This window comes from Streptomyces sp. NPDC030809, from assembly GCF_055572195.1.
Map to the genome: position 1 here is coordinate 404,723 of NZ_JBVIDV010000002.1, position 19,760 is coordinate 424,482.

The following is a 19,760-nucleotide window of genomic DNA, read 5'->3' on the forward strand; positions in this document are numbered from 1 at the left end:
GGGCCGCCCTGCCGCCGAGGGGCCTACGAGGACTCCCGTACGACCAGCTCGGTCGGCAGCACGATCCGCGGCCGCTCCCCCGGGGCCGCCGGCCCGCGGGCTATCTGCTCCAGCAGCACCCGGGCCATGGTCCGGCCCATCTCCTCGATCGGCTGGCGCACGCTGGTGAGCGCCGGATCCATGTGCCGGGCCACGCTGGAGTCGTCGAAGCCCACCAGCGCCACGTCCCCGGGTATCCGGCGGCCGGCCGCCCGCAGCACCTGCCGGGCGCCCGCGGCCATCACGTCGCTGGCCGCGAAGACCGCGTCCAGCTCCGGGCGGCGGAGCAGCAGCTCGGCCATGGCCCGGCCGCCGCCCTCCTCGGTGAAGTCCCCCACCGCGGTCAGGCCCTCGTCCGCGGCCACCCCCGCCGCGGCGAGCTCCTGCCGGTACCCGTCGAGGCGGCACTGCGAGCCGTAGACGTCCAGCGGGCCGGTGATGGTGGCTATCGCCCGCCGCCCGCGGTCCAGGAGGTGCCGGACGGCCGCCCTGGCCCCCTCCAGGTTGTCGGAGTCCACACAGGCCAGCGGCTCCTCGGCGGACCGGCGTCCGGTGATCACGGCCGGGATGCCCAGCTCCTCCAGCAGCTCGGGCAGCGGGTCCCCGGCGTGTACGGACACCAGCAGCACCCCGTCCACCCGGTGCGCGGCCAGGTACTGGGCCAGCCGGCGGCGCTCGCGGTCGCTCCCGGCCAGGGTGAGCAGCAGCTGCATGTCGGTCTCTGCGAGGGCCGCGCCCACTCCCCGCAGCACGTCCGAGAAGTACGGCTCGGCGAAGAACCGGGACTCGGGCTCGGGGACGACGAGGGCGATGGCGTCGGTCCGGTTCGCGGCGAGCGCCCGGGCCGCGCGGTTGGGCACGTACCCCAGCTCGGCCACGGCGGCCTCGACCAGGGCCCTGGTGTGTTCGCTGACCTTGGACGAACCGTTGATCACCCGGGACGCGGTGCCGCGCCCCACCCCCGCCCGCGCCGCCACTTCCTCGAGGGTCGGCCGTCCCCCGCTGCGCCCACGACCATTCATGGCTTCCTCCCTCTTGGAATCTACCTCTTGACGGGCGTGGGAGCGCTCCCACACTGTGGCACACGACACTCGGCACGTCAGCCCCTCAGGGAGAAGCCCATGCGCGCCAGAACAGGTCCCGGAACAGCCCTCCGCACGTCCCTCGCCGCAGCCGTCGGCGCCGCCCTGCTGCTCGCCGGGTGCGCCTCCGACCCGGACGGCCCCGAGGACCGGGGGGTGGCCGGCGGCAAGGGGAAGACCGTCCTGACGGTCGGAGTCTTCGGGGCCTTCGGCCTCAAGGAGGCCGGTCTCTACGAGGAGTACGCGGCGGCACACCCGGGCGTCGTGATCAAGCAGACCTCCATCGAGCGGAACGAGAACTACTACCCGCAGCTGCTCACCCACCTCGGCACCGGCAGCGGCCTCGCGGACATCCAGGCGGTCGAGGTCAACAACATCGCGGAGATCACAGCCACCCAGGCCGACAAGCTGGTGGACCTGGGCAAGGCGCCCGGGGTGGACCGCTCGGCCTTCCTCCCCTGGAAGTGGGCCCAGGGCTCCACGGCGGACGGCCGCACGGTGGGTCTCGGCACGGACATCGGCCCGCAGGGCATCTGCTACCGCAAGGACCTGTTCGCCGCGGCCGGACTGCCCACCGACCGGGTGGCGGTGGGGGCGCTGTGGGCGGGGGACTGGAAGCGCTACCTGGAGGCGGGCCGGCGCTACCAGGCGAAGGCCGGCAAGGGGAAGCCTTTCGTCGACTCGGCCTCCGGGGTGATGGCCGCGGTCACCGGCAGCAGCGCCAAGCGCTTCTACGACGGGAGCGGCAAGGTCGTCTACAAGACCAACCCGGCCGTCCGCGAGGCCTTCGACCTGGCGGCCTCCTTCTCCACCGGCGGACTGAGCGCGAAGCTCCAGCAGTTCACCCCGGCCTGGGACCAGGGCTTCGCCAACGGCAGCTTCGCCACCGTCTCCTGCCCGGCCTGGATGCTCGGCTACATCCAGGACAAGGCGGGGCCGGCCGGGCGGGACAAGTGGGACGTGGCGCAGGCCCCGCGGCCCAGCAACTGGGGCGGCTCCTTCCTCGTCGTGCCGAAGGCCGGGAAGCACACGGAGGAGGCGGCGAAGCTGGCCGCCTGGCTGACCGCGCCCGCCCAGCAGGCGAGGCTCTTCGAGAAGCGGGGCAGCTTCCCGAGCGCGCAGGCAGCATACGGCCTGCCGGTCGTGGCCGGGGCGAAGCACCCGTACTTCGGTAACGCGCCGATCGGCGAGATCTTCGCGAAGGCCGCGCAGGGGGTGCCGGTGCAGACGGTCGGCCCCAAGGACCTGGTGATCGCGCAGAACCTGGCGGACGTCGGCATGCTGCAGGTGGACCAGAAGGGCCGCAGCCCGGAGCAGGGCTGGCAGGCCGCGGTGAAGGCGATCGACAACGCCCTGGACCAGTGAGCGGCCGTGGCCGACACCTCGCTGACCGAAGAGGCGCCCGCAGCGGCGCTCCCCGCCCGGGCCGGGAAGGCGGGGGGCCGGGCCCAGGCCTGGCGCTCCCGCCGCTACCGCTGGGACCTGCGCTGGAGCCCGTACGCCTTCGTGGCCCCGTTCTTCCTGTTCTTCGCGGCCTTCGGGCTCTTCCCGCTGCTGTACACGGGCTGGGCGGCCCTGCACCGGGTGGAGTTGACCGATCCCGACAGCATGACCTGGGTGGGGGCGCGGAACTTCACCCGGCTGCTGAGTGACGAGTTCTTCTGGAACGCCCTGCGCAACACGGTGACCATCGGACTGCTGTCCACGGTGCCGCAGCTGCTCATCGCCCTGGGCCTGGCGCACCTGCTGAACTACCGGCTGCGCGGTTCGGCCTTCTTCCGGGTGGCCGTGCTCACCCCGTACGCCACCTCGGTGGCGGCCGCCACGCTGGTGTTCGTGCTGCTCTTCGGGCGGGACCACGGGATGGTGAACTGGGCGCTGGGGCTGGCCGGTCTCGACGCGGTGGACTGGCAGAACGGCACGCTCGCCAGCCAGTTGGCGGTGTCCACCATCGTGATCTGGCGGTGGACCGGCTACAACGCCCTGATCTACCTGGCGGCCATGCAGGCGGTGCCGGCCGAGCTGTACGAGTCGGCGGAGCTGGACGGGGCCTCGCGCCTCCAGCAGTTCCTCCACGTCACCATCCCCTCCCTGCGTCCGACGATCCTGTTCACCTGTGTGGTCTCGACGATCGGTGCGACCCAGCTGTTCGGCGAGCCGCTGCTGTTCAACGGCGGGGCCGGCGCCACGGGCGGCGCCGACCACCAGTTCCAGACCCTCGGCCTGTACCTGTACGAGCAGGGCTGGGTGAACCTGCACCTGGGCCGCGCCTCGGCGATCGCCTGGGCGATGTTCCTGCTGCTGGTCCTGGCGGGCGGAGCGGCGCGGCTGCTGCGCGGGCGGGGTGAGGGCCGGTGAGAGCTCTCCGCGCGGGCCGCCTGACCTATGCGGTACTCGGCCTGTTCACCCTCGGTTCCCTCTTCCCCCTGCTGTGGACGGCGGTTGCGGCCTCCCGGAGCAACACGCGCCTGGCGCAGACCCCGCCGCCGTTCTGGTTCGGCGGCAATCTGGGCAAGAACCTCGCCACCGCCTGGACGGACGCCAACATGGGCACCGCCCTGCTGAACACGGCGGTGGTGGCCGGCACGGTGGCGGCCGGCACGGTGCTGTTCTCCACCCTGGCGGGTTTCGCCTTCGCGCGGCTGCGCTTCCGCGGGCAGCGGCTGCTGCTCCTGCTGGTGATCGGCACGATGATGGTGCCGCCGCAGCTGAGCGTGGTCCCCCTCTACATGCTGATCGCGGAGCTGTCCTGGACCGACCACCTCCAGGCGGTGGTGCTGCCGGCCCTGGTGTCCGCGTTCGGCGTGTTCTTCATGCGCCAGTACCTGGCCCAGGCCCTGCCCGCCGAACTGGTCGAGGCCGCCCGGGTGGACGGGGCGAGTTCGCTGCGGGTGGTCTGGCACGTGGTGTTCCCGGTGGCCCGCCCGGCCATGGCGGTGCTCGGGATGCTGACCTTCGTCATGGCCTGGAACGACTTCTTCTGGCCGGTGATCGCACTGACGCAGAACGGCAGCCCGACCGTGCAGGTGGCCCTGACGGGCCTGGGCCGGGGCTACATCCCCGACCAGTCGGTGATCATGGCCGGCGCACTGCTCGGCACCCTTCCCCTCCTCCTCGTCTTCGTCCTCTTCGGCCGCCAGATCGTGGGCGGCATCATGCAGGGAGCACTCAAGGGATGACAGCGATGCAGTTCCCGGCCGGTTTCCTCTGGGGGGCGGCAACGGCGGCCTTCCAGATCGAGGGTGCGGCCGACAGCCGCGGCCCTTCCATCTGGGACACCTTCTGCCGCACCCCGGGGAAGGTGGCGGCGGGCGACACCGGGGACGTGGCCGCGGACCACGTCCGGCTCTGGCAGCAGGACGTGCGCCTGATGTCGGAGCTCAACCTCCGCTCGTACCGCTTCTCGGTCTCCTGGCCGCGCGTGCTGGCGGGCGGGATCGGTTTCTACGACCGGCTGGTGGACGCGCTCCTCACGCACGGCATCGAGCCGTGCCTGACCCTGTACCACTGGGACCTGCCCCAGCACCTGGAGGAGGCGGGCGGCTGGCCGGCGCGCGAGACCGCCTACGCCTTCGCCGCGTACGCCGAGACGGTGGCGGGCGCGCTCGGCGACCGGGTCTCGCTGTGGACCACCCTCAACGAGCCGTGGTGCAGCGCCTTCCTGGGCTATGCCTCCGGGGTCCACGCCCCGGGGCGTACCTCTCCGGCGGACGCGCTGCGCGCGGCCCACCATCTCAATCTGGCGCACGGCCTGGCCGTCCGCGCCCTGCCCGCCGGCTCCCGCCCGGGCATCGCCCTCAATCCGAGCGCGGTCCGGCCGCTGACCGGTTCGGCGGCCGATCTGGACGCCCAGCGCCGCATCGACGCCCTGGCCAACCGCATCTTCACCGGCCCCCTGCTGCACGGCGGCTATCCCCAGGACCTGCTGGCGGACACGGCCGCGCTGACCGACTGGTCCTTCGTGCGCCCCGGCGACGAGGACCTGATCCACCAGCCGCTGTCCTTCCTGGGCGTGAACTACTACACCCCGGCGGTGGTCTCGGCGGACTCCGGCGGCCCGCGCTCCGACGGCCACGGCTCCTCCCCGCACTCCCCCTGGCCCGCCGCCGAGGGGGTGGCCTTCCACCAGCCCCCCGGCGAACTCACCGCCATGGACTGGTCGATCGATCCGTCGGGCCTCTACGACCTGCTGATGCGCTTCTCCCGGGAGGTGCCCGGCCTCCCGCTGCTCGTCACGGAGAACGGTGCGGCCTTCACCCCCGATCTGCACGACCCGGCCCGCATCTCCTATCTGCACGCCCACCTGTCCGCCGTCCACCGCGCCCTGGCCGACGGCGCCCCCGTGGAGGGCTACTACCTCTGGTCCCTCATGGACAACTTCGAATGGTCCTACGGCTACGCCAAGCGCTTCGGCATCGTGCACGTGGACTACGGGACCCAGGCCCGCACCCCGCGCGCCAGCGCCCGCTGGTACGCGGATCTGGCCCGCACGGGGGTGCTGCACCCGGCATCCCCCTGAGCCGACGAGTAGACTGGATCCCCGGCGCAGCTTCTGCATGACGCAATGACTGGACGGCGCAGCACCTTCGCTGCACAGTCACTGCGTTACGCACACAATGTCCCGCAGGGAGAAAGCCGATGCCAACCGATTCCCCCCGTTCGGGTGAGTGGACCCGCACCGAGCTGCTCGCGCGGATCGTGTTCGAGAGCCGGCGCCACCACGCCGACTACTCGCTCTTCAACCAGGCCATGGCCGACCACGTCGGGCTGCACCCCACCGACATGCAGTGCATCGCGCTCCTCGACATGGAGCCCGGACCGGTCAGCACCGGCGACATCGCCCGCCTGACCGGCCTGACCTCCGGGTCGGCCACCCGCCTCGTGGACCGGCTGGCCAAGGCCGGCATCGTGGAGCGCCGGACCGACCCGCAGGACCGGCGCCGCACCCTGGTCTCCCTGGCCCCCGATGCCCGCAACCGCATCAGCGCGGCCTGGGAGACCCCCGGCCGGGCCTTCGGCGCGGTGCTGGAGGGCTATTCGGACACCGAACTGGCCGTGATCGGGGACTACTTGCACCGCGCCTCCGAAGTCGGACGCGACCAGGCGGCGCAGCTGCGCGCCGAGGACAAGGAAGCGAAGAAGGGCTGACAGCGGCCCCCGGCTGACGTACGGTCCCGGGCAACGGGCAACCACGCGCGCCGGAGACACGGGTGGGTCGGCGTGCGGCCGGAGGCTGCCCATGTCCACGCCCGATCCCTCGCCCGCGCCGATATCCGCGCCCCGTCCCACGCCCGCGCCGACATCCACTCCCGACGGCCACCCCGCCCCCGCCGGCCTGCGCGGAGTCCTCTCGCTGGCCGGCGCCGCCCTCCCCCTCCTCTCCTTCCTCGCCCGGCTCCCCGCCGCCCTCGCCCCCACCGGCACCCTGCTCCTCGTCAACCAGCTCGACGGCATCGCCGACGCCGGAGCCGTGGCCGGCGCCCTCTGGCTCGGCCAGGCCCTCGGCGGCCCCCTGATCGGCCGCCGCGCCGACCGCCACGGCCACCGCCCGGTGCTCCTCCTCGCCTCCGCCGCCCACGCGGCCGCCCTCACCGCCCTGGTCGCGGCCGTCCTCGCCGGACTCCCCCTGCCGGCCCGGCTCGCCCTCTCAGGCGCCGCCGGCCTGACCGTGCCGCAGATCGGCCCGCTCGCCCGGACCCGCTGGGTGGCCCTCGCCCAGGGCCGCCCGGAGCCGGTCACCGCGGCCGCGCTCTCCTTCGACGCCACCCTCGACGAGATCGGCTTCATGGTCGGCCCCGCACTGGCGGGGCTGCTCACGGCGACCGTGCACCCGGCGCTGCCGCTGCTGCTCGCCGCCGCCCTGATCCTGTCCTGCGGCACCCTGTTCGCCCTGCACCCCACCGCACCCGCGGGCTCCCCGCCCCCGCCGCCCGGCGCCGCCCCCGTACGCCTGCGGTCCCCCGGGCTCGCCCTGCTCCTCGTACTGGCCGCGCTCCAGGGCGCGGTGTGGGGAGCCGCGAACACCGGCGTGAACGCGCTCGCCGAGCACGCCGGAACCCCCGGAGCCGCCGGTCCCGTGTGGGCGGCCATGGCCGTGACCAGCTCGATCGCCGGGTTCGCGACCGTCGCCCGACCCGGCCGGGCCCCCCTGCACCTTCGGCTGCGGCTCACCATCGCGGCACAGGCCCTGCTCGCCCTGCCGCTGCTCGCCGCCGGCGGACCGGCCGGGGCCGCGCTCGTCTGCGCCGGCATCGGACTGGCCGTGTCCCCGCACCTGATCGCGCTGTTCGCGCTGGCCGAGCGGGCCGCCCCGGCCGGCCGGCTCGCGGAGGCGATGACCCTGCTGGGCAGCGCACTGATCACCGGTCAGGGGCTGGCGGCCTTCGCGGCCGGCCCGCTCGCCGCGGCGCACGGCCACCGGGCGGCCTTCACCCTCGCCTGCGCCTCGGCGGCCGCCGCCGCGCTCCTCGCCCTCGCGCCGGCCACCGGCAGCCGGTTCGGCTGGAGCCCCCCTGCGCGTCCGCCTCAGTCCAGGATCCCCAGGTCGTAGAGGAGTTCGTAGCGGGTGGGGTCGTCGGGGAGGAACCAGTGGAAGCCCTCCTCGAAGAAGACGGCCACCACGTTGACCGCGATGACCAGCGCGAGGAAGCCCAGGACGAGCTGCCCGGGCAGCCGGTACGAGGCCGGCACCGTGCGGTCCGCCGTCGCGTGCGCGAAGGCCATCACGATCCCGATCGCGACGACCGAGGCGGAGAAGAGGATCCACGCCCACACGTACAGGTGCAGTCCGAAGACCTCGCTGCCGTACCCCTTGTCCCCGGGCAGGATGTGCAGCATGGTCTGCCGCCAGGAGGCGAAGGAGCCGGCCATCACCGCGACCAGGGCCAGCCCCCAGCCCATCATGTAGTCGCGGCCCGAGACCGTGCCCGCCATGCCCCTGCGTACGATCACCCCCGCGCCGATGGCCGCCAGCAGCATGAACATCCGCTGGACGATGCACAGCGGGCACGGGTACTCCCACTCCACGAACTGGTAGTAGAGGCCGCCGCAGACGACCCCCGTCCAGCCCAGGGCGAAGAAGCAGGCGAACCAGTACTGGGCCCGGCCCAGCACCCCGCCCTCCAGCGGGGCGGCGTCCGGGAGGATGCTGTTCATCGCCATGGGTCAGTAGCTCAGCTTCAGGGCCAGGCTGCTGGTGATGTGGTGCGCCATCAGCAGGATCACGGCGACGAGCATGACGAACCAGGCGCCGAGCACCACCGTCCTGGACGACTGGCGGTACATGGCCAGCAGGGTGGCGAGGATCCCGCCGAAGATAAGGGTGTCCATGAGCCCGGACGCTACCCAGATCGGGACAAACCCCCCATGAGGCGCGCCCGCGCCCCGGCGCGCCGACTATGCAGATGCCCGCTTCCGGCGCCGCACCGCGCCCCGGTGGCCGCGCCGCCCCCGGTCCGCCGGGCGGCCCCGCCCGTCCGGCCCGATCCACACCCGCACCTCCGTGCCGCCGAGGACCGACCGCCCGATCCGCACGTCCCCGCCGGTGGCCTCCGCCACCCGGCGGACGATGTCCAGGCCCAGGCCGGTGGAGCCGTGCCGGTCCCCGTCGTTGCCGCGCCGCAGGGCCGCGTCCGGGTCGGCGATGCCCGGCCCCGCGTCCGAGACCAGCACGATCACCGCCTCGCCCGCGTCGTGCACGTCCACCGCGAACGGGGTGCCCTCCGGGGTGTGCCGGAAGACGTTCCCGAGCATCGCGTCCAGCGCGGCGGCCAGTTCGGGCCGGGCCACCGGCACCCGCACCGTGCGGTCCACCCCCGCCAGCCTGACCTCCCGGCCCTCGTCCTCGGCCAGGGCCGACCAGAAGGCCATCCGCTCGCGGATCACCTCCGAGGCGTCGCAGCCGGCGCCCGCCCCGGGCTGCCCGGAGTGCGGGGGCCGCTGCTGGCGGGCGGTGCGGATGATCGTGTCCACCTCCCGCTCCAGCTGCTCCACGGCCGCCCGGGTCTGCTCGGCCGCCGGCCCGTCCCCGAGCGAGGCGGCGTTGAGCCGCAGGACGGTCAGCGGGGTGCGCAGGCGGTGCGAGAGATCGGCGGCGAGCTCCCGCTCGTTGGCGAGGAGTTCCACCACCTGGTCGGCCATCGAGTTGAACGCGGCCGCCGCCGAGCGGAGTTCCTTCGGTCCGCCCTCCGGGACCCGCGCCCCGAGCCGCCCCTCGCCCAGCTGCTGCGCCGCGTCCGCCAGCCGCGCCGCGGGCCGGACCATCCGTACGCCGAGCCGGTCCGCGACCGCGACCGAGCCCAGGACCAGCGCGGTGCCCACCCCCGCCAGGACCAGCCAGGCGGTGGCCACCCCGTTGCTGACCTCGCCCTCGGGGATGCGGATCTCGACGACCGCGATCCCGCCGGAGCCGATGGCCGTGGGCTGGAGGAGCACCGAACCGCCGCCCGGGAGGCCCGTGGTGGTGGCCTTGCCCAGCCGCCGGGTGTCCGCGACGGCCTGCGCGCCGGCCCACCCGGCGCCGATGTCCACCGGTCCGCTGCCCGCCACCCCGGCGTCGGGGTCCGCCTCGACCGCGGGCACGTGCACGGCCATCCGGCCCGCCGCGCCCATCTGCGTGGTCGCGACGGCGCGGGCCAGCTGCTTGCGGTCGGTGGTGATGGAGAGGGTGGGTCCGATGGCTGCCGCCTGCCGTTCGGCGTTGGAGACCGCCCGGTCCCGGGCCATCTCCTGCACCACCAGCCCCAGCGGCACCGCGAAGGCGACGGCCACCATGGTGGTGACCGCCAGGCAGACCCGGACCAGCGCCCATCTCATCGGCCGCCTGCTCCCTGCGGCTCTTCCCGCAGGCTCGCGGCCCGCCGGACCGCGGTCCGCCGGTCTCCGGTCCGGCGCCCGCTCACTGCGGCGGCTCCAGCTTCACTCCCACCCCGCGCAGCGTGTGCAGGTACCGGGGGCGGGCGGCGGTCTCGCCCAGCTTGCGGCGCAGCCACGACAGGTGGACGTCGATGGTCTGGTCGTCCCCGTACGACTGCTGCCAGACCTCGGCGAGCAGCTCCTTGCGGGGGACGACCACCCCGGGGCGGCCGGCGAGGAAGGCCAGCAGGTCGAACTCGCGCCGGGTCAGGTCCAGTGCGGTGCCGTCGAGTTCGGCGGAGCGGCGCAGCGGGTCGATGGCCAGTCCGCCGACGCGCAGCACCCGGGAGGGCGGCTCGGCACCGGCGACGGACCGCGACCGGCGCAGCACGGCGGCCATCCGGGCGGAGAGGTGCTCCACGGAGAACGGTTTCGTCAGATAGTCGTCGGCCCCGTCGTTGAGCAGCCGCACGATCTCGGCCTCGTCGTCCCGGGCCGTGGCCACGATCACCGGTACGTCGGTGATGCCGCGCAGCATCTTGAGCGCCTCCGCCCCGTCCAGGTCGGGCAGGCCGAGGTCGAGCACGACCACGTCGAAGCGGAAGTGGGCGACTTCGCGCAGCGCCTCCAGGGCCGTGCCGACGCTGCGCACGGTGTGCGCGGCCTCGGTGAGGTGCCGGATGAGGGCGGATCGTACGAACTGGTCGTCCTCGACCACGAGCACACTTGCCATGGGCGGCACCGTACGCCATGCGGGGGACCCGCGGAGGCGCCGGGACGGCTCTGCCGGCCGTGGTGCAGTATGTCCCCCGATGAGACGAGGACTTGTCCACGCCCTGGCGTGGTCCCTGGCGACGGGCGCCGCCGTGACCCTGTCCTGGTGGGGGGTGCACACGGTGATGTCGGGTACGGCCTACGACCCGCCGCGCGCGCTGCCGCTGTCGGACCGGCAGCTGTCCTCCTCGACCCGGCGGCCCGCCCCGCCGCCGGAATCCCCTTCGCCGGACGGCTCGTTCGCGCCCTCCCCGGCCGCCTCCCCTGCCACCGGACCCTCCACCGGCTCCGCCGCCCCGGCCCCGGCGCGGCCGACCGGCGCCGTGCCCGGGCCGGCGGGCGGACCGAAGCCCGCGAAGCAGCGGGCCGGGTCGCCGGGCGGGGATGCGGACCGCATCGAGAGCCGTACGGTCGCGGGCGGGCGGGTGGCCTTCGACCTGGGCCGGTCCTCGGCGGAGCTGGTGTCCGCGACTCCGGCGGCCGGGTGGCGGATGCAGGTGTGGAAGCAGGATTTCTGGATCCGGGTGACGTTCACCCGGGACGGGCGCGAGGTGAACGTGTTCTGCACCTGGCACGACCACGCCCCGCTCGTCGAGGTGGACGAGCGCTGATCCCGGTCCCGGCGGGTACAGGGGAAAAGGCGCAGCAGGAACGTTTCAGCGGAACACCGACGGCGGCGGGGCCGGAGAGGCGGCCGCCGAGGCGTCCGTGACCGGGCTCGCTCCCCCGGTGAAGTCGGCCAGCGCGCGGCCGTGTTCGACCCGCCCCGGGTGCGGATCGCCCGCCACCCGCCGGGTCAGCTCGGCCACCGGCAGCTCCCGGTCGGAGGCCACGAGCACGGCATTGCCGAAACGTTTCCCCCGGAAGACCACCGGGTCGGCGGCCAGCGCCAGCTCCCCGAACCTGGAGGCCGCGGTGGCGATCTGCCCGCGCAGGTGCGCCAGCGGCGGCCCGTCCGCGAGGTTGGCCACGTACCAGCCGGCGGGGTTGAGCGCCCGCCGCACCTCGTCCAGGAACTCGGCGCTGGTCAGGTGTGCGGGGGTGCGGGCCCCGCTGAAGACGTCGGCCACCACCAGGTCAGCCCAGCCGTCGGGCACCTTGGCCAGTCCGGCTCGCGCGTCGGCCGCCCGCACCCGGATCCGGGCCTGCGGGTCCAGCGGCAGCCTCTCCCGTACGAAGGCCACCAGGCGGGCGTCGATCTCGACGACCTGCTGGGTGGAGCGCGGCCGGGTGGCCGCGGTGTAGCGGGCCAGGGTGAAGGCACCGCCGCCGAGGTGGACCACGTTGAGCGGCTGCCGGGCCGGCGCGGCCAGGTCGATGACGTGGCCGATCCGCCGCTGGTACGAGAAATCGAGGTACGACGGGTCACCGAGGTCCACGTGGGACTGCGGGGCCCCGTCGATCAGCAGGGTCCAGGCGGCGGGCCGCTCCCGGTCCGGCTCCAGCTCGGCCAGGCCGCCGTCCACCTGCGCGACGACGGCCTCGGGGGTCGTACGTCCGCGCCTGCCCTTCGCCACGCACCCATTATCGCCGGATCCCGGCGGGCCCCGCTCAGCGGCAGTTGTCGGCGGCCTCGATCAGGCGGGCCGCCTCGCCGAGGGCCGCGCGCAGCACCTCGGGGTCGGTGACCGGCCCGGCCGCCTCGGGCGGCAGCAGCCAGCCGGTGCCCTCGCTGGTGGGGGCGGCCGCCACGTCGAAGCGCATCCCGCGCCCCGACGTGTGCGTACAGGCGCTGCCCGGCAGGTCCCAGCAGTCGGCGGTGCCGGGGGGCACCAGGAAGCCGAGGGTGTCCCCGGAACCGTCGTGGAGGACCGGGCCCACCCCGCTCGCCGCGTCCCCCGAGGCGGCCGCGGCGGTGCGCCGGATGATGTCCACCGCCTCCAGACCCTGCCGGGCCGGGACCGTCACCAGGTCGGGGGCCGCACCGGGCCCGGATCCCGCGCCGCCGGCCGCCGCGCTCGTCTCCATACCAGCCTCCACCAAGGGAACCCCTCCTCGGTCCTCGTCCTCGTACGCGGGGAGCCCGCTCCCACTCCGCATGGTTCAACGCGCGGGAGCGTCAACGGTGGCGGCGGCATGCTGCCGCAAAGGATGGCAGTTCATGGCGGATCGCGGGTGAGATATCCGTTTTGTAGCCAAACGCCGACCGGGAGGTCCTTGACTGGCGGTACGTTCATGCGCGCCGGTCCCCCAGGCACCGGCGGCACTTTGGCCAGAGAGGCACGTCCGATGGCGACGTCACCCAACGAGTCCTTCCGGCGGCTGCGAGGGCGGCAATCCCCTGCCGAGTTCGCGGCCCTGGTGCGCCGGGCCGCCCGGGAGATCGGCGAGACGGTCGCGTGCGACGCCCGCTACATCGGGCGGGTCGAGGCGGGCGAGATCCGCTGCCCCAACTACGCGTACGAACGGGTGTTCCTGCACATGTTCCCCGGTCGAACCCTCTCCGACCTCGGCTTCTCCCCGCGCGAATCCGTGCGCGGGCGGGGGCCGAACCGTTTCCTCCCCGGTCCCGCCGCCGTACCTGCGTGCCCTGCCCCCGATTCCCCTTCGTCTGAGGAGAGCGACGTGCTGCGTCGCGCGTTCATTTCCGGCGGATCCGCCACCGTGGCGGCCGCGACCCTGGGCTTCACCCTGCCCCGCCGGTCCGAGCTCCCGCGCCGCGCGGGCGAGGCCGAGGCCGAAGCGGTGGAGGCGGCCGTGCGCCGGATCCGCCTGCTGGACGACCGGCACGGGGCGGACGGCCTCTACCGCCGGGCCGCCGAGCCGCTGCGCACCGCGTACGCCCTGCTCGACGCCGGGACCACCCGGCAGTCCACCGCCGACCGGCTGCACGCGGGCGCCGGGGAACTCGCCATCTCCGTGGGCTGGCTGGCCCACGACTCCCGCCGCTTCTCCGACGCCCGCTCGCACTACGCGGAGGCGCTGGCCACCGCCCGGGTCTCCGGGGACCCGGGCCTGGAGGCGCACGCCTTCGCCAACATGAGCTTCCTGGCCCGGGACGCGGGCCGGCCGCGCGAGTGCGTACGGGCGGCCCAGGCCGGGCAGCGGGCGGCCCGGGCGGTGGGCTCGGCCCGGCTGTCCTGCCTGCTCACCCTGCGCGAGGCGGCCGGCTGGGCGGGGCTGGGGGACCGGGCGGGCTGCGAGGAGGCGCTCGGCCGGGCCCACACCCTGTTCGGGCGCGGGCCCTCGCCGGCCGACCCGGAGTGGATGAGCTTCTTCGGCGAGGCGGAGCTGGAGGCACAGGAGGCGGGGTGCTGGGCCGCGCTCGGGGAGTACGGGCGGGCCGCCCGGCACGCCCGGCGCGCCTCGAACCTCCAGGAGTCGCACTTCGCCCGGAACGTGGCCCTGTACACGGCGCAGCTGGCGGACGACCTGGCGCGGGCCGGGGTCCCGGACGAGGCGGCGGCCGCGGGCGGGCAGGTGCTGGACCTGCTGCCGCAGGTGCAGTCCCAGCGGGTCACGGCCCTGCTGGGCGGGACGGCCACCGCCCTGCTGCCCCACCAGCGCTCGCCGCTGGTGGCGGAGTTCCTGTCCCGGCACGCTGCGGTGTGAGCCCGCCGGGCGGCCGGGTCAGCGGGCGAAGCCGGCCACCTCGGCGTGGACGGTGACGGCGGCTCCGCCGAGGAGCGCGGCCTTGGCGCGCAGGCGGTCCAGCAGGCCGGGGCCGATGCTCCCGTACACGTCGATGGAGCGCATCCGGATCAGCGGGACGAACGCGCGGAACTTGGGGCCGCCCAGCTCCATGTGGAGTTCCAGCGAGGCCGCGTCGGGGTGGATCGCCACCAGGGTCATGGCGGCGCCCGGCTCGTCCACGAAGAAGTGGTAGGCGAGCAGCTGCGGTTCGACCACGTCCACGAAGGCCGCCAGCTCGCGCATGGCGGCCTTCGCGTCGTCGAGCCGGCCGGGCAGGATGTCGGAGCGGTCGACGTAGTAGACCGTGTCCTGGAGGGCCATGGCCCGACGCTAGCCGGGCCGGGCGGCCGGACCGGCGCGGCACGCGGGCCGCACCGGCCGGACGGGGCCCGCGGGCATCGGGGCGGCGGGCTCGGCGGACCGGGGGGCGGGCGGACGGCGTGCGGTTACGGGGACCAGGGGACGCGGTGTCCGGCCAGGTGGGCGAGGACCGCGTGGTTGGCCTCCCAGCCGTCCGGGAACTTGACCGGGACGCCCAGCTGGACGGGCTCCGTGCCCGGGTGCTCGTCGAGCAGGTCGGCGATGCCCGCCCGGGCCACGACCACGCAGGCGTGCCGGTGCCGGGAGGCCAGCACGCACAGCCGGCCGGTCTCCAGGTGGAAGGCCGTGGCGTCGGGGCGCCCGGACAGCGGGTGCAGCACCACCGTCAGGTCGTACTCGCGGCCCTGGAGGCGGTTCGCGGTGTCCACGGTGACCCCGGTGACGCCCAGTTCGGCCAGCGCCGCCCGGACGGCGGCCGCCTGGTCCCGGTGGGCGGTGCCCACCGCGATCCGCCCGGCGGTCAGCGGCTCCGGGTCCGGGGACCGCTCCGACACGGCGAGCGCACCCCGGTCCAGGGCCCGGCGGACCACCAGCGCCACCGCGCGCACCGCCTCCGGGTCGGTTCGCGGCGCGTGCCGGGCGGGCAGTTCGAGCAGGCCCCAGCCGGATTCCGCGGCCTCGTCCAGCACCCGGTCGGGGCCGGACCCGTCGGAGGCCGCCGCGTAGGACAGCCGACGGTCGGCGGGACCGGTGCCGCTGCGGAAGGGGGTGTACGGGTAGAACGCGGCGGAGACCAGCGGCGCGGCCGAGGCGGGCAGCCGCCAGGACACCGGCAGCCGGTGCTGGGGCAGGTGCGGGTTGTGCGCGAGGAGGGTGGCGACGGCGCTGGCCGACGGGTCGTGGGACAGGCCCGCCCACTGCTCGGCGCCGACCACGCTGAAGGGGTCCAGCTGGCCGGGGTCGCCCACGAACAGCGCCCGCTCGAACAGCCCTGCCACGGCCAGCAGTGCGTCCGAGCGCATCTGGTACGCCTCGTCCACGATCGCGTGTTCCCAGGGCTCGGCGCCCTGCGGGGTGTGGGCCCATTTCGCGGAGGTGGCGATGACCACGGGCAGCGCGGCCAGGTCGGCGGCCTTCGCGGACAGGGTCACCGAGGGCAGGCCGAGCAGGGCCTGGTCGTAGGCGTCGGCATCGCTGCTGTGCAGCCGGCCGACCGGCAGCTGCGGGTCCTTCTCGGCCAGCCGCAGCACGAGGTCGTCCACCTGCGCGTTGGTCTGCGCGACGATCATCAGCCGGCGGCCGGCCGCGGCCAGCTCGCGGGCAGCGGTGACCACGAGGGTGGACTTCCCGGCACCGGGCGGGGAGTCGACGACCACGCCGCGCTCGCTGCCGTGGAGGGTGTCGTGCAGGATCGCCGCGGTGGCGCGGGCGGCCGCGGCACCGGGGTCGGCGGGGGTGCCGGGGTCGGCCGGGGTGCCGACGGCATCGGGGGCGGGGGCGCCGGGGGCGGTCCGGGTCACAGGATGTCCTCGTCGGTCACGGGGTCGCCGGCTTCGGCGCCCGCGGCGGGCGGCCCGCCGTGCGTCCACGGGGTGTCCTCGGGCTCGGGCAGCCGGGGACCGCTGCGCGGCTCGTGCTCGAAGAGGGTCCAGCAGACCGCGTCGCCCTTCTCCGGCACCGAGCCCGCCTCCGGGTCCCGGCCCCGGCCCATCTTGTCGAGCAGCCGCAGGACGACCGCCCCGCCCTCCTCGGTGCGGACGTACTCCGCGGTCTGGGCGCGTCCGGCCAGCGAGCGGTACACCTTGGCCGGGCCGTCGAACTGCGGGCGGTCCTCGGTGGCGACGGTCACCAGCGGCCGCGGGCTGGGCCGCTTGGAATCGGTCCACTCCATGACGACCTCGGTGACCTCCCCGGCGAAGGCCTCGCCCGCGAACCGGCGGGCGGCCATGACCAGCGGGTCGTCCAGGGCCTCCTGGGCGTCGAGGCGGACCTGCTCGGTCTCGCGCCGGCCCAGCTTGCGGGCCGCGGTGACGGCGTCGTCCCGGCGGGGCTGCGGCGGCTCCCCGGCCCGCACCCGGTCCCGGTGGCCGGTGTACGACCAGCGGTCGCCGGTCCAGCGCTCGGCGGTCCGCTCGCCCGGCGGGAGCGCCCGTACCAGGTCCAGGGCCTGCCACACGGCGTCCCAGGTGGGCCGCAGCTGGGTCTCGACCAGGGTGCGGACGGCGTCCTCGGCGGCGGCGAGGGCCTCGGGGTCGGCCGGGTCGGCGGAACGGGCCGCGTCGAAGCGGGCCATGGCGGGGGCGAGCAGCTTGTTGTCGAAGGCGGGGTCGGTGGCGGGACCCGCGGGCGGGACGAGCAGCCCGCCGCGCTCGTCCCGGGCGAGCTCCGCGCGCAGGGCCTGCTCGGCTCCGGTGCCGCCGAGCGCCGGGTCGGGCGCTATCCAGGCGAGCAGGGCGCCGAGGTGCTGGTCCTCCAGGTTGCTCTGGCCGGTGGCCCAGTGCCGCGACAGCAGCCCGGTGGCGGAGAGCAGGAGGGCGGAGCCGGGGGTGCGGGCGCGCTCGGCGAAGTGGGTGAACCAGCGGCCGAGCAGCGGCACCCGGGCGGGGGCCGGATAGGGCGTGTCGGGGTCCTCCTCGGCGGTGCGGCGGAAGCGCATGGACCGGCCGAGCAGCCGGACGTACTCGATGCCGGCGGGGCTGGGCACCACCAGCTGGGGGGCGTCCAGGCAGAGCTCGGCGAGGACCTTGGTCCTGCGCCCGGTGGCGGGGTCGGTCTCGCTCCGCTCCACGGGCTCGACCTCGTCCGCGTACCCCTCGATGTACGGGAGGACCTCCTCGGCCAGGTCGGCGAGGAAGGACCAGCGCAGGTCGCGGTCGCGGGGCTGCGGGACGACGAGCAGCCGGGGGGCCTGCCGGTCGGTGCCGACCAGCGCGCCGAGGGGCGCGCCGGCCTCGCCGGCCGTGGTCAGCGGGACGAAGACCAGGGGGCGGGGGCTCAGGTGGCGGTGCCGGACGGTGGCGAGGGGGCGGGCCCGGCCGGCGCGGACGGCTTCGAGGCGGGCCAGCGTGGTCAGGAGGGACATGCGGCGGCCTCCGGCCGGGGGTGCGGGAGGCCGGCTGCGGCAAGGGCCTCGGCGCGCAGCCGGGCCGCGCGGTGCAGGGCTTCGGCGGTGGGGTCCTCGGCGGCCGGCCCGTCCGCGGCGGGGGCGCGGCAGCCGGTGGCGGCGGCCGCGAGGGCGGCCTCGACGGTGGTGAGGGTGCCGAGTTCGCCCCGGACCCCGCGGCCCAGGGTGGTGACGGAGCCTTCGGCGCGGGCCCGGTCGCGGCAGTGGAAGGCGAGCTCGCAGGCGGCGAGGCAGTCGGGGGCGTAGGCGGCGGCGACGGCCTCGACGGCCTCGGTCAGCTCGGCGCGGGAGCGGTCGGGGGCGAAGCTGGTGCCGGCGGGCAGCGCGGCGGCCAGGTCCTCGACGCGCGCGAGCCGGTCGAGCTGGCGGCGGGTGACGGAGCGCTGCTTGCGGATGTCCACGGCGGCGCCCGCGGGCACGTTGGAGAAGTCCTTCGGGCACACCAGCAGGACGTCCTGGCCGACCCGGGCCCCGTCGAGCTTGTCCGCGATGCGCTCCAGGGCGAGCACGTAGACGGCGGCCTGGCGGGCGGCGGCTCCGACCTTGGCGGCGTCGGCGGCCCCGTCGATCAGCGGGAAGGACTTGATCTCGACGACGGTCCAGCGGCCGTCGGGGTGCACGACGACGGCGTCCGGCTCCAGGTAGGCCGGGGTGCCCGCGACCTCCAGGGCCAGCATGGGGTGGTCGAGGAGGGTCCAGGTGCCGGCGGCGGTGGCCTCGCGCAGGGCGAGGGAGGTGCGGGCCGCGCGGCCCTCGGGCCCGGCGGCGGCGAGGTCCGGGAGGTGGGCCGCGCGGGGCGGCTCGCTGCGGCCGCCGAACCGCTCGTGCACCAGGCGCAGGAGCTCGGTCCCGCCGTCGGCCTTGACCTTGGCCTCGAAGGAGTTGCCGCGGATCATCGCGAACTGGGACTGGCCGTACCCGGCGGGCGAGCCGAGGGCGGCGGCGAGGGCCGGCTTGTCGACTCCGGCGCCGTCGAGGAGTGCGCGTCTGCGGCAGCCGGGGTTGGCGGCGAGGGCCGCGAGGGCGCGCGCGTCCAGGGGGCGGGGCGGTACGGCGGGGCCGCGCAGCTCAGCGAGCCGCTGCCGGAGCGTCGTCGTCTGCGCGGGACCGCTGGGCGGGTAGGAGCTCACCCGCGGAAGTGTCCCATCCGCCACTGACAATCGTGGACTTCCGGCGGAAACGTCCGGCCAGCCGCAGGGCGCGCGGGGCCAGCAGGTAACCGGCGCCCATGACGGCGGCGCCCGCGACCCCGTCGAGGAGGTAGTGGTTCGCGGTGCCGAGGACCACGAGCAAGGTCAACACGGGGTAGGCGGCGCCGAGGGCCCTGACCAGCGGGGTCCGGGCGTGCTGCCAGACGAGGACGCCGCACCACAGGGCCCAGCCGACGTGCAGGCTCGGCATGGCGGCGTACTGGTTGGTGAGGCCGCCGAGGCCGCGCGGGGCACTGGCCTCCCCGCCCCACCAGCCGTACGAGCTGTACTGGGCCATGGTGTCGGTGAAGCCGTGCACGGCGTCGAGGAGGCGGGGCGGGCAGGTGGGCAGCAGGGTGAAGCCGACGAGGCCGAGCAGGGTGGAGATCATCAGCCAGGTGCGGGCCGCGAGGTAGGCGGCGGGCCGGCGCAGGTACAGCCAGACCAGCACGGCGGGGGTGACGAGGTAGTGCAGGGAGGCGTACGCGAAGTCGGCGGGTATGCCGATCCACGGCTCGGCGGTGAAGAGCCGGTTCAGGGGGTGCTCGGCGTTCAGGTGGAGCAGTTTTTCGTAGTGCAGGATCGCCAGGCCGTGGTCGACGGCGGTGGAGACGTCGCCGCGGGCGAGCAGCCGGCCGCCGGAGTAGGCGGCGTAGACGACGGCGATGAGCAGGAGTTCGGCCCACCAGCGGGGGCGGCGGTCCAGACGTTCAGGCATACGCTGTAAGACGTACCGGGGCACCC

20 protein-coding genes are annotated in these 19,760 nt (G+C 75.2%); 8 read left to right on the forward strand and 12 right to left on the reverse strand.

Features of this window, described 5'->3' with window-relative positions:
* Positions 1-23: 23 nt before the first annotated feature.
* The gene (locus tag ACZ407_RS04450; RefSeq protein ID WP_468125381.1) at positions 24-1,061 is read right to left on the reverse strand and encodes a LacI family DNA-binding transcriptional regulator; all 1,038 of its coding nucleotides are present in this window, start codon (positions 1,059-1,061) and stop codon (positions 24-26) included.
* Between the two features lie 99 nt (positions 1,062-1,160).
* On the opposite strand from ACZ407_RS04450, the gene ACZ407_RS04455 reads away from it, so the two are divergent.
* The 6 genes from ACZ407_RS04455 to ACZ407_RS04480 all read left to right on the forward strand — a co-directional run bounded on the left by ACZ407_RS04455 (position 1,161) and on the right by ACZ407_RS04480 (position 7,671).
* Positions 1,161-2,486 carry an ABC transporter substrate-binding protein gene (locus ACZ407_RS04455; RefSeq protein WP_468125383.1) on the forward strand — a complete coding sequence of 442 codons (1,326 nt, stop codon included), beginning with the start codon at positions 1,161-1,163 and terminating at the stop codon, positions 2,484-2,486.
* 21 nt (positions 2,487-2,507) lie between these two features.
* Positions 2,508-3,479 carry a carbohydrate ABC transporter permease gene (locus ACZ407_RS04460; protein ID WP_468125483.1) on the forward strand — a complete coding sequence of 324 codons (972 nt, stop codon included), beginning with the start codon at positions 2,508-2,510 and terminating at the stop codon, positions 3,477-3,479.
* Complete coding sequence (locus ACZ407_RS04465) at positions 3,476-4,300, forward strand: carbohydrate ABC transporter permease (protein WP_468125385.1); 825 nt, start codon at positions 3,476-3,478, stop codon at positions 4,298-4,300. The genes ACZ407_RS04460 and ACZ407_RS04465 overlap by 4 nt, the downstream gene beginning before the upstream one ends.
* Positions 4,297-5,640 carry a GH1 family beta-glucosidase gene (locus tag ACZ407_RS04470; RefSeq protein WP_468125386.1) on the forward strand — a complete coding sequence of 448 codons (1,344 nt, stop codon included), beginning with the start codon at positions 4,297-4,299 and terminating at the stop codon, positions 5,638-5,640. Before ACZ407_RS04465 ends, ACZ407_RS04470 begins: the two co-directional genes overlap by 4 nt.
* A gap of 119 nt (positions 5,641-5,759) precedes the next feature.
* Entirely contained in the window at positions 5,760-6,269 is a 510-nt protein-coding gene (locus tag ACZ407_RS04475; protein WP_468125387.1) for a MarR family winged helix-turn-helix transcriptional regulator, read from the forward strand.
* 91 nt (positions 6,270-6,360) lie between these two features.
* Entirely contained in the window at positions 6,361-7,671 is a 1,311-nt protein-coding gene (locus ACZ407_RS04480; RefSeq protein WP_468125388.1) for an MFS transporter, read from the forward strand.
* Here ACZ407_RS04480 and ACZ407_RS04485 read toward each other — a convergent pair.
* The 4 genes from ACZ407_RS04485 to ACZ407_RS04500 form a co-directional block, all read right to left on the reverse strand.
* On the reverse strand, positions 7,647-8,282 hold the full coding sequence (locus tag ACZ407_RS04485; protein ID WP_468125390.1) for a disulfide bond formation protein B: 636 nt from the start codon (positions 8,280-8,282) through the stop codon (positions 7,647-7,649). The genes ACZ407_RS04480 and ACZ407_RS04485 overlap by 25 nt on opposite strands.
* Positions 8,283-8,285: 3 nt before the next feature.
* Complete coding sequence (locus tag ACZ407_RS04490) at positions 8,286-8,450, reverse strand: DUF5993 family protein (RefSeq protein ID WP_468125392.1); 165 nt, start codon at positions 8,448-8,450, stop codon at positions 8,286-8,288.
* A 66-nt stretch (positions 8,451-8,516) separates the two neighbouring features.
* Entirely contained in the window at positions 8,517-9,935 is a 1,419-nt protein-coding gene (locus ACZ407_RS04495; protein WP_468125393.1) for a HAMP domain-containing sensor histidine kinase, read from the reverse strand.
* A gap of 82 nt (positions 9,936-10,017) precedes the next feature.
* A complete protein-coding gene (locus ACZ407_RS04500; RefSeq protein WP_468125394.1) occupies positions 10,018-10,707 on the reverse strand; it encodes a response regulator transcription factor in 690 nt (229 codons plus the stop codon).
* A 79-nt stretch (positions 10,708-10,786) separates the two neighbouring features.
* Between ACZ407_RS04500 and ACZ407_RS04505 the strand changes: the two genes are divergently transcribed.
* Positions 10,787-11,359 carry a hypothetical protein gene (locus ACZ407_RS04505; protein WP_468125396.1) on the forward strand — a complete coding sequence of 191 codons (573 nt, stop codon included), beginning with the start codon at positions 10,787-10,789 and terminating at the stop codon, positions 11,357-11,359.
* Between the two features lie 45 nt (positions 11,360-11,404).
* On the opposite strand, the gene ACZ407_RS04510 is transcribed toward ACZ407_RS04505, so the two are convergent.
* On the reverse strand, positions 11,405-12,265 hold the full coding sequence (locus ACZ407_RS04510; protein WP_468125398.1) for a spermidine synthase: 861 nt from the start codon (positions 12,263-12,265) through the stop codon (positions 11,405-11,407).
* 34 nt (positions 12,266-12,299) lie between these two features.
* A complete protein-coding gene (locus ACZ407_RS04515) occupies positions 12,300-12,716 on the reverse strand; it encodes a hypothetical protein (RefSeq protein ID WP_468125400.1) in 417 nt (138 codons plus the stop codon).
* Between the two features lie 261 nt (positions 12,717-12,977).
* On the opposite strand from ACZ407_RS04515, the gene ACZ407_RS04520 reads away from it, so the two are divergent.
* Positions 12,978-14,300 (forward strand): tetratricopeptide repeat protein, encoded by a 1,323-nt coding sequence (locus tag ACZ407_RS04520; RefSeq protein ID WP_468125402.1) that lies wholly within the window; start codon positions 12,978-12,980, stop codon positions 14,298-14,300.
* An 18-nt stretch (positions 14,301-14,318) separates the two neighbouring features.
* Here the strand turns inward: ACZ407_RS04520 and ACZ407_RS04525 are convergent, their stop codons facing one another.
* The 5 genes from ACZ407_RS04525 to ACZ407_RS04545 form a co-directional block, all read right to left on the reverse strand.
* A complete protein-coding gene (locus ACZ407_RS04525) occupies positions 14,319-14,702 on the reverse strand; it encodes a hypothetical protein (RefSeq protein WP_468125404.1) in 384 nt (127 codons plus the stop codon).
* Between the two features lie 125 nt (positions 14,703-14,827).
* Positions 14,828-16,114, reverse strand: a complete 1,287-nt coding sequence (locus tag ACZ407_RS04530) for an AAA domain-containing protein (protein WP_468125484.1) — start codon at positions 16,112-16,114, stop codon at positions 14,828-14,830.
* A gap of 104 nt (positions 16,115-16,218) precedes the next feature.
* Positions 16,219-17,784 carry a hypothetical protein gene (locus ACZ407_RS04535; protein WP_468125406.1) on the reverse strand — a complete coding sequence of 522 codons (1,566 nt, stop codon included), beginning with the start codon at positions 17,782-17,784 and terminating at the stop codon, positions 16,219-16,221.
* The gene (locus ACZ407_RS04540; protein WP_468125408.1) at positions 17,772-18,956 is read right to left on the reverse strand and encodes a hypothetical protein; all 1,185 of its coding nucleotides are present in this window, start codon (positions 18,954-18,956) and stop codon (positions 17,772-17,774) included. Before ACZ407_RS04540 ends, ACZ407_RS04535 begins: the two co-directional genes overlap by 13 nt.
* Positions 18,895-19,734 (reverse strand): phosphatase PAP2 family protein, encoded by an 840-nt coding sequence (locus ACZ407_RS04545; RefSeq protein ID WP_468125410.1) that lies wholly within the window; start codon positions 19,732-19,734, stop codon positions 18,895-18,897. The genes ACZ407_RS04540 and ACZ407_RS04545 overlap by 62 nt, the downstream gene beginning before the upstream one ends.
* Between the last annotated feature and the right edge of the window lie 26 nt (positions 19,735-19,760).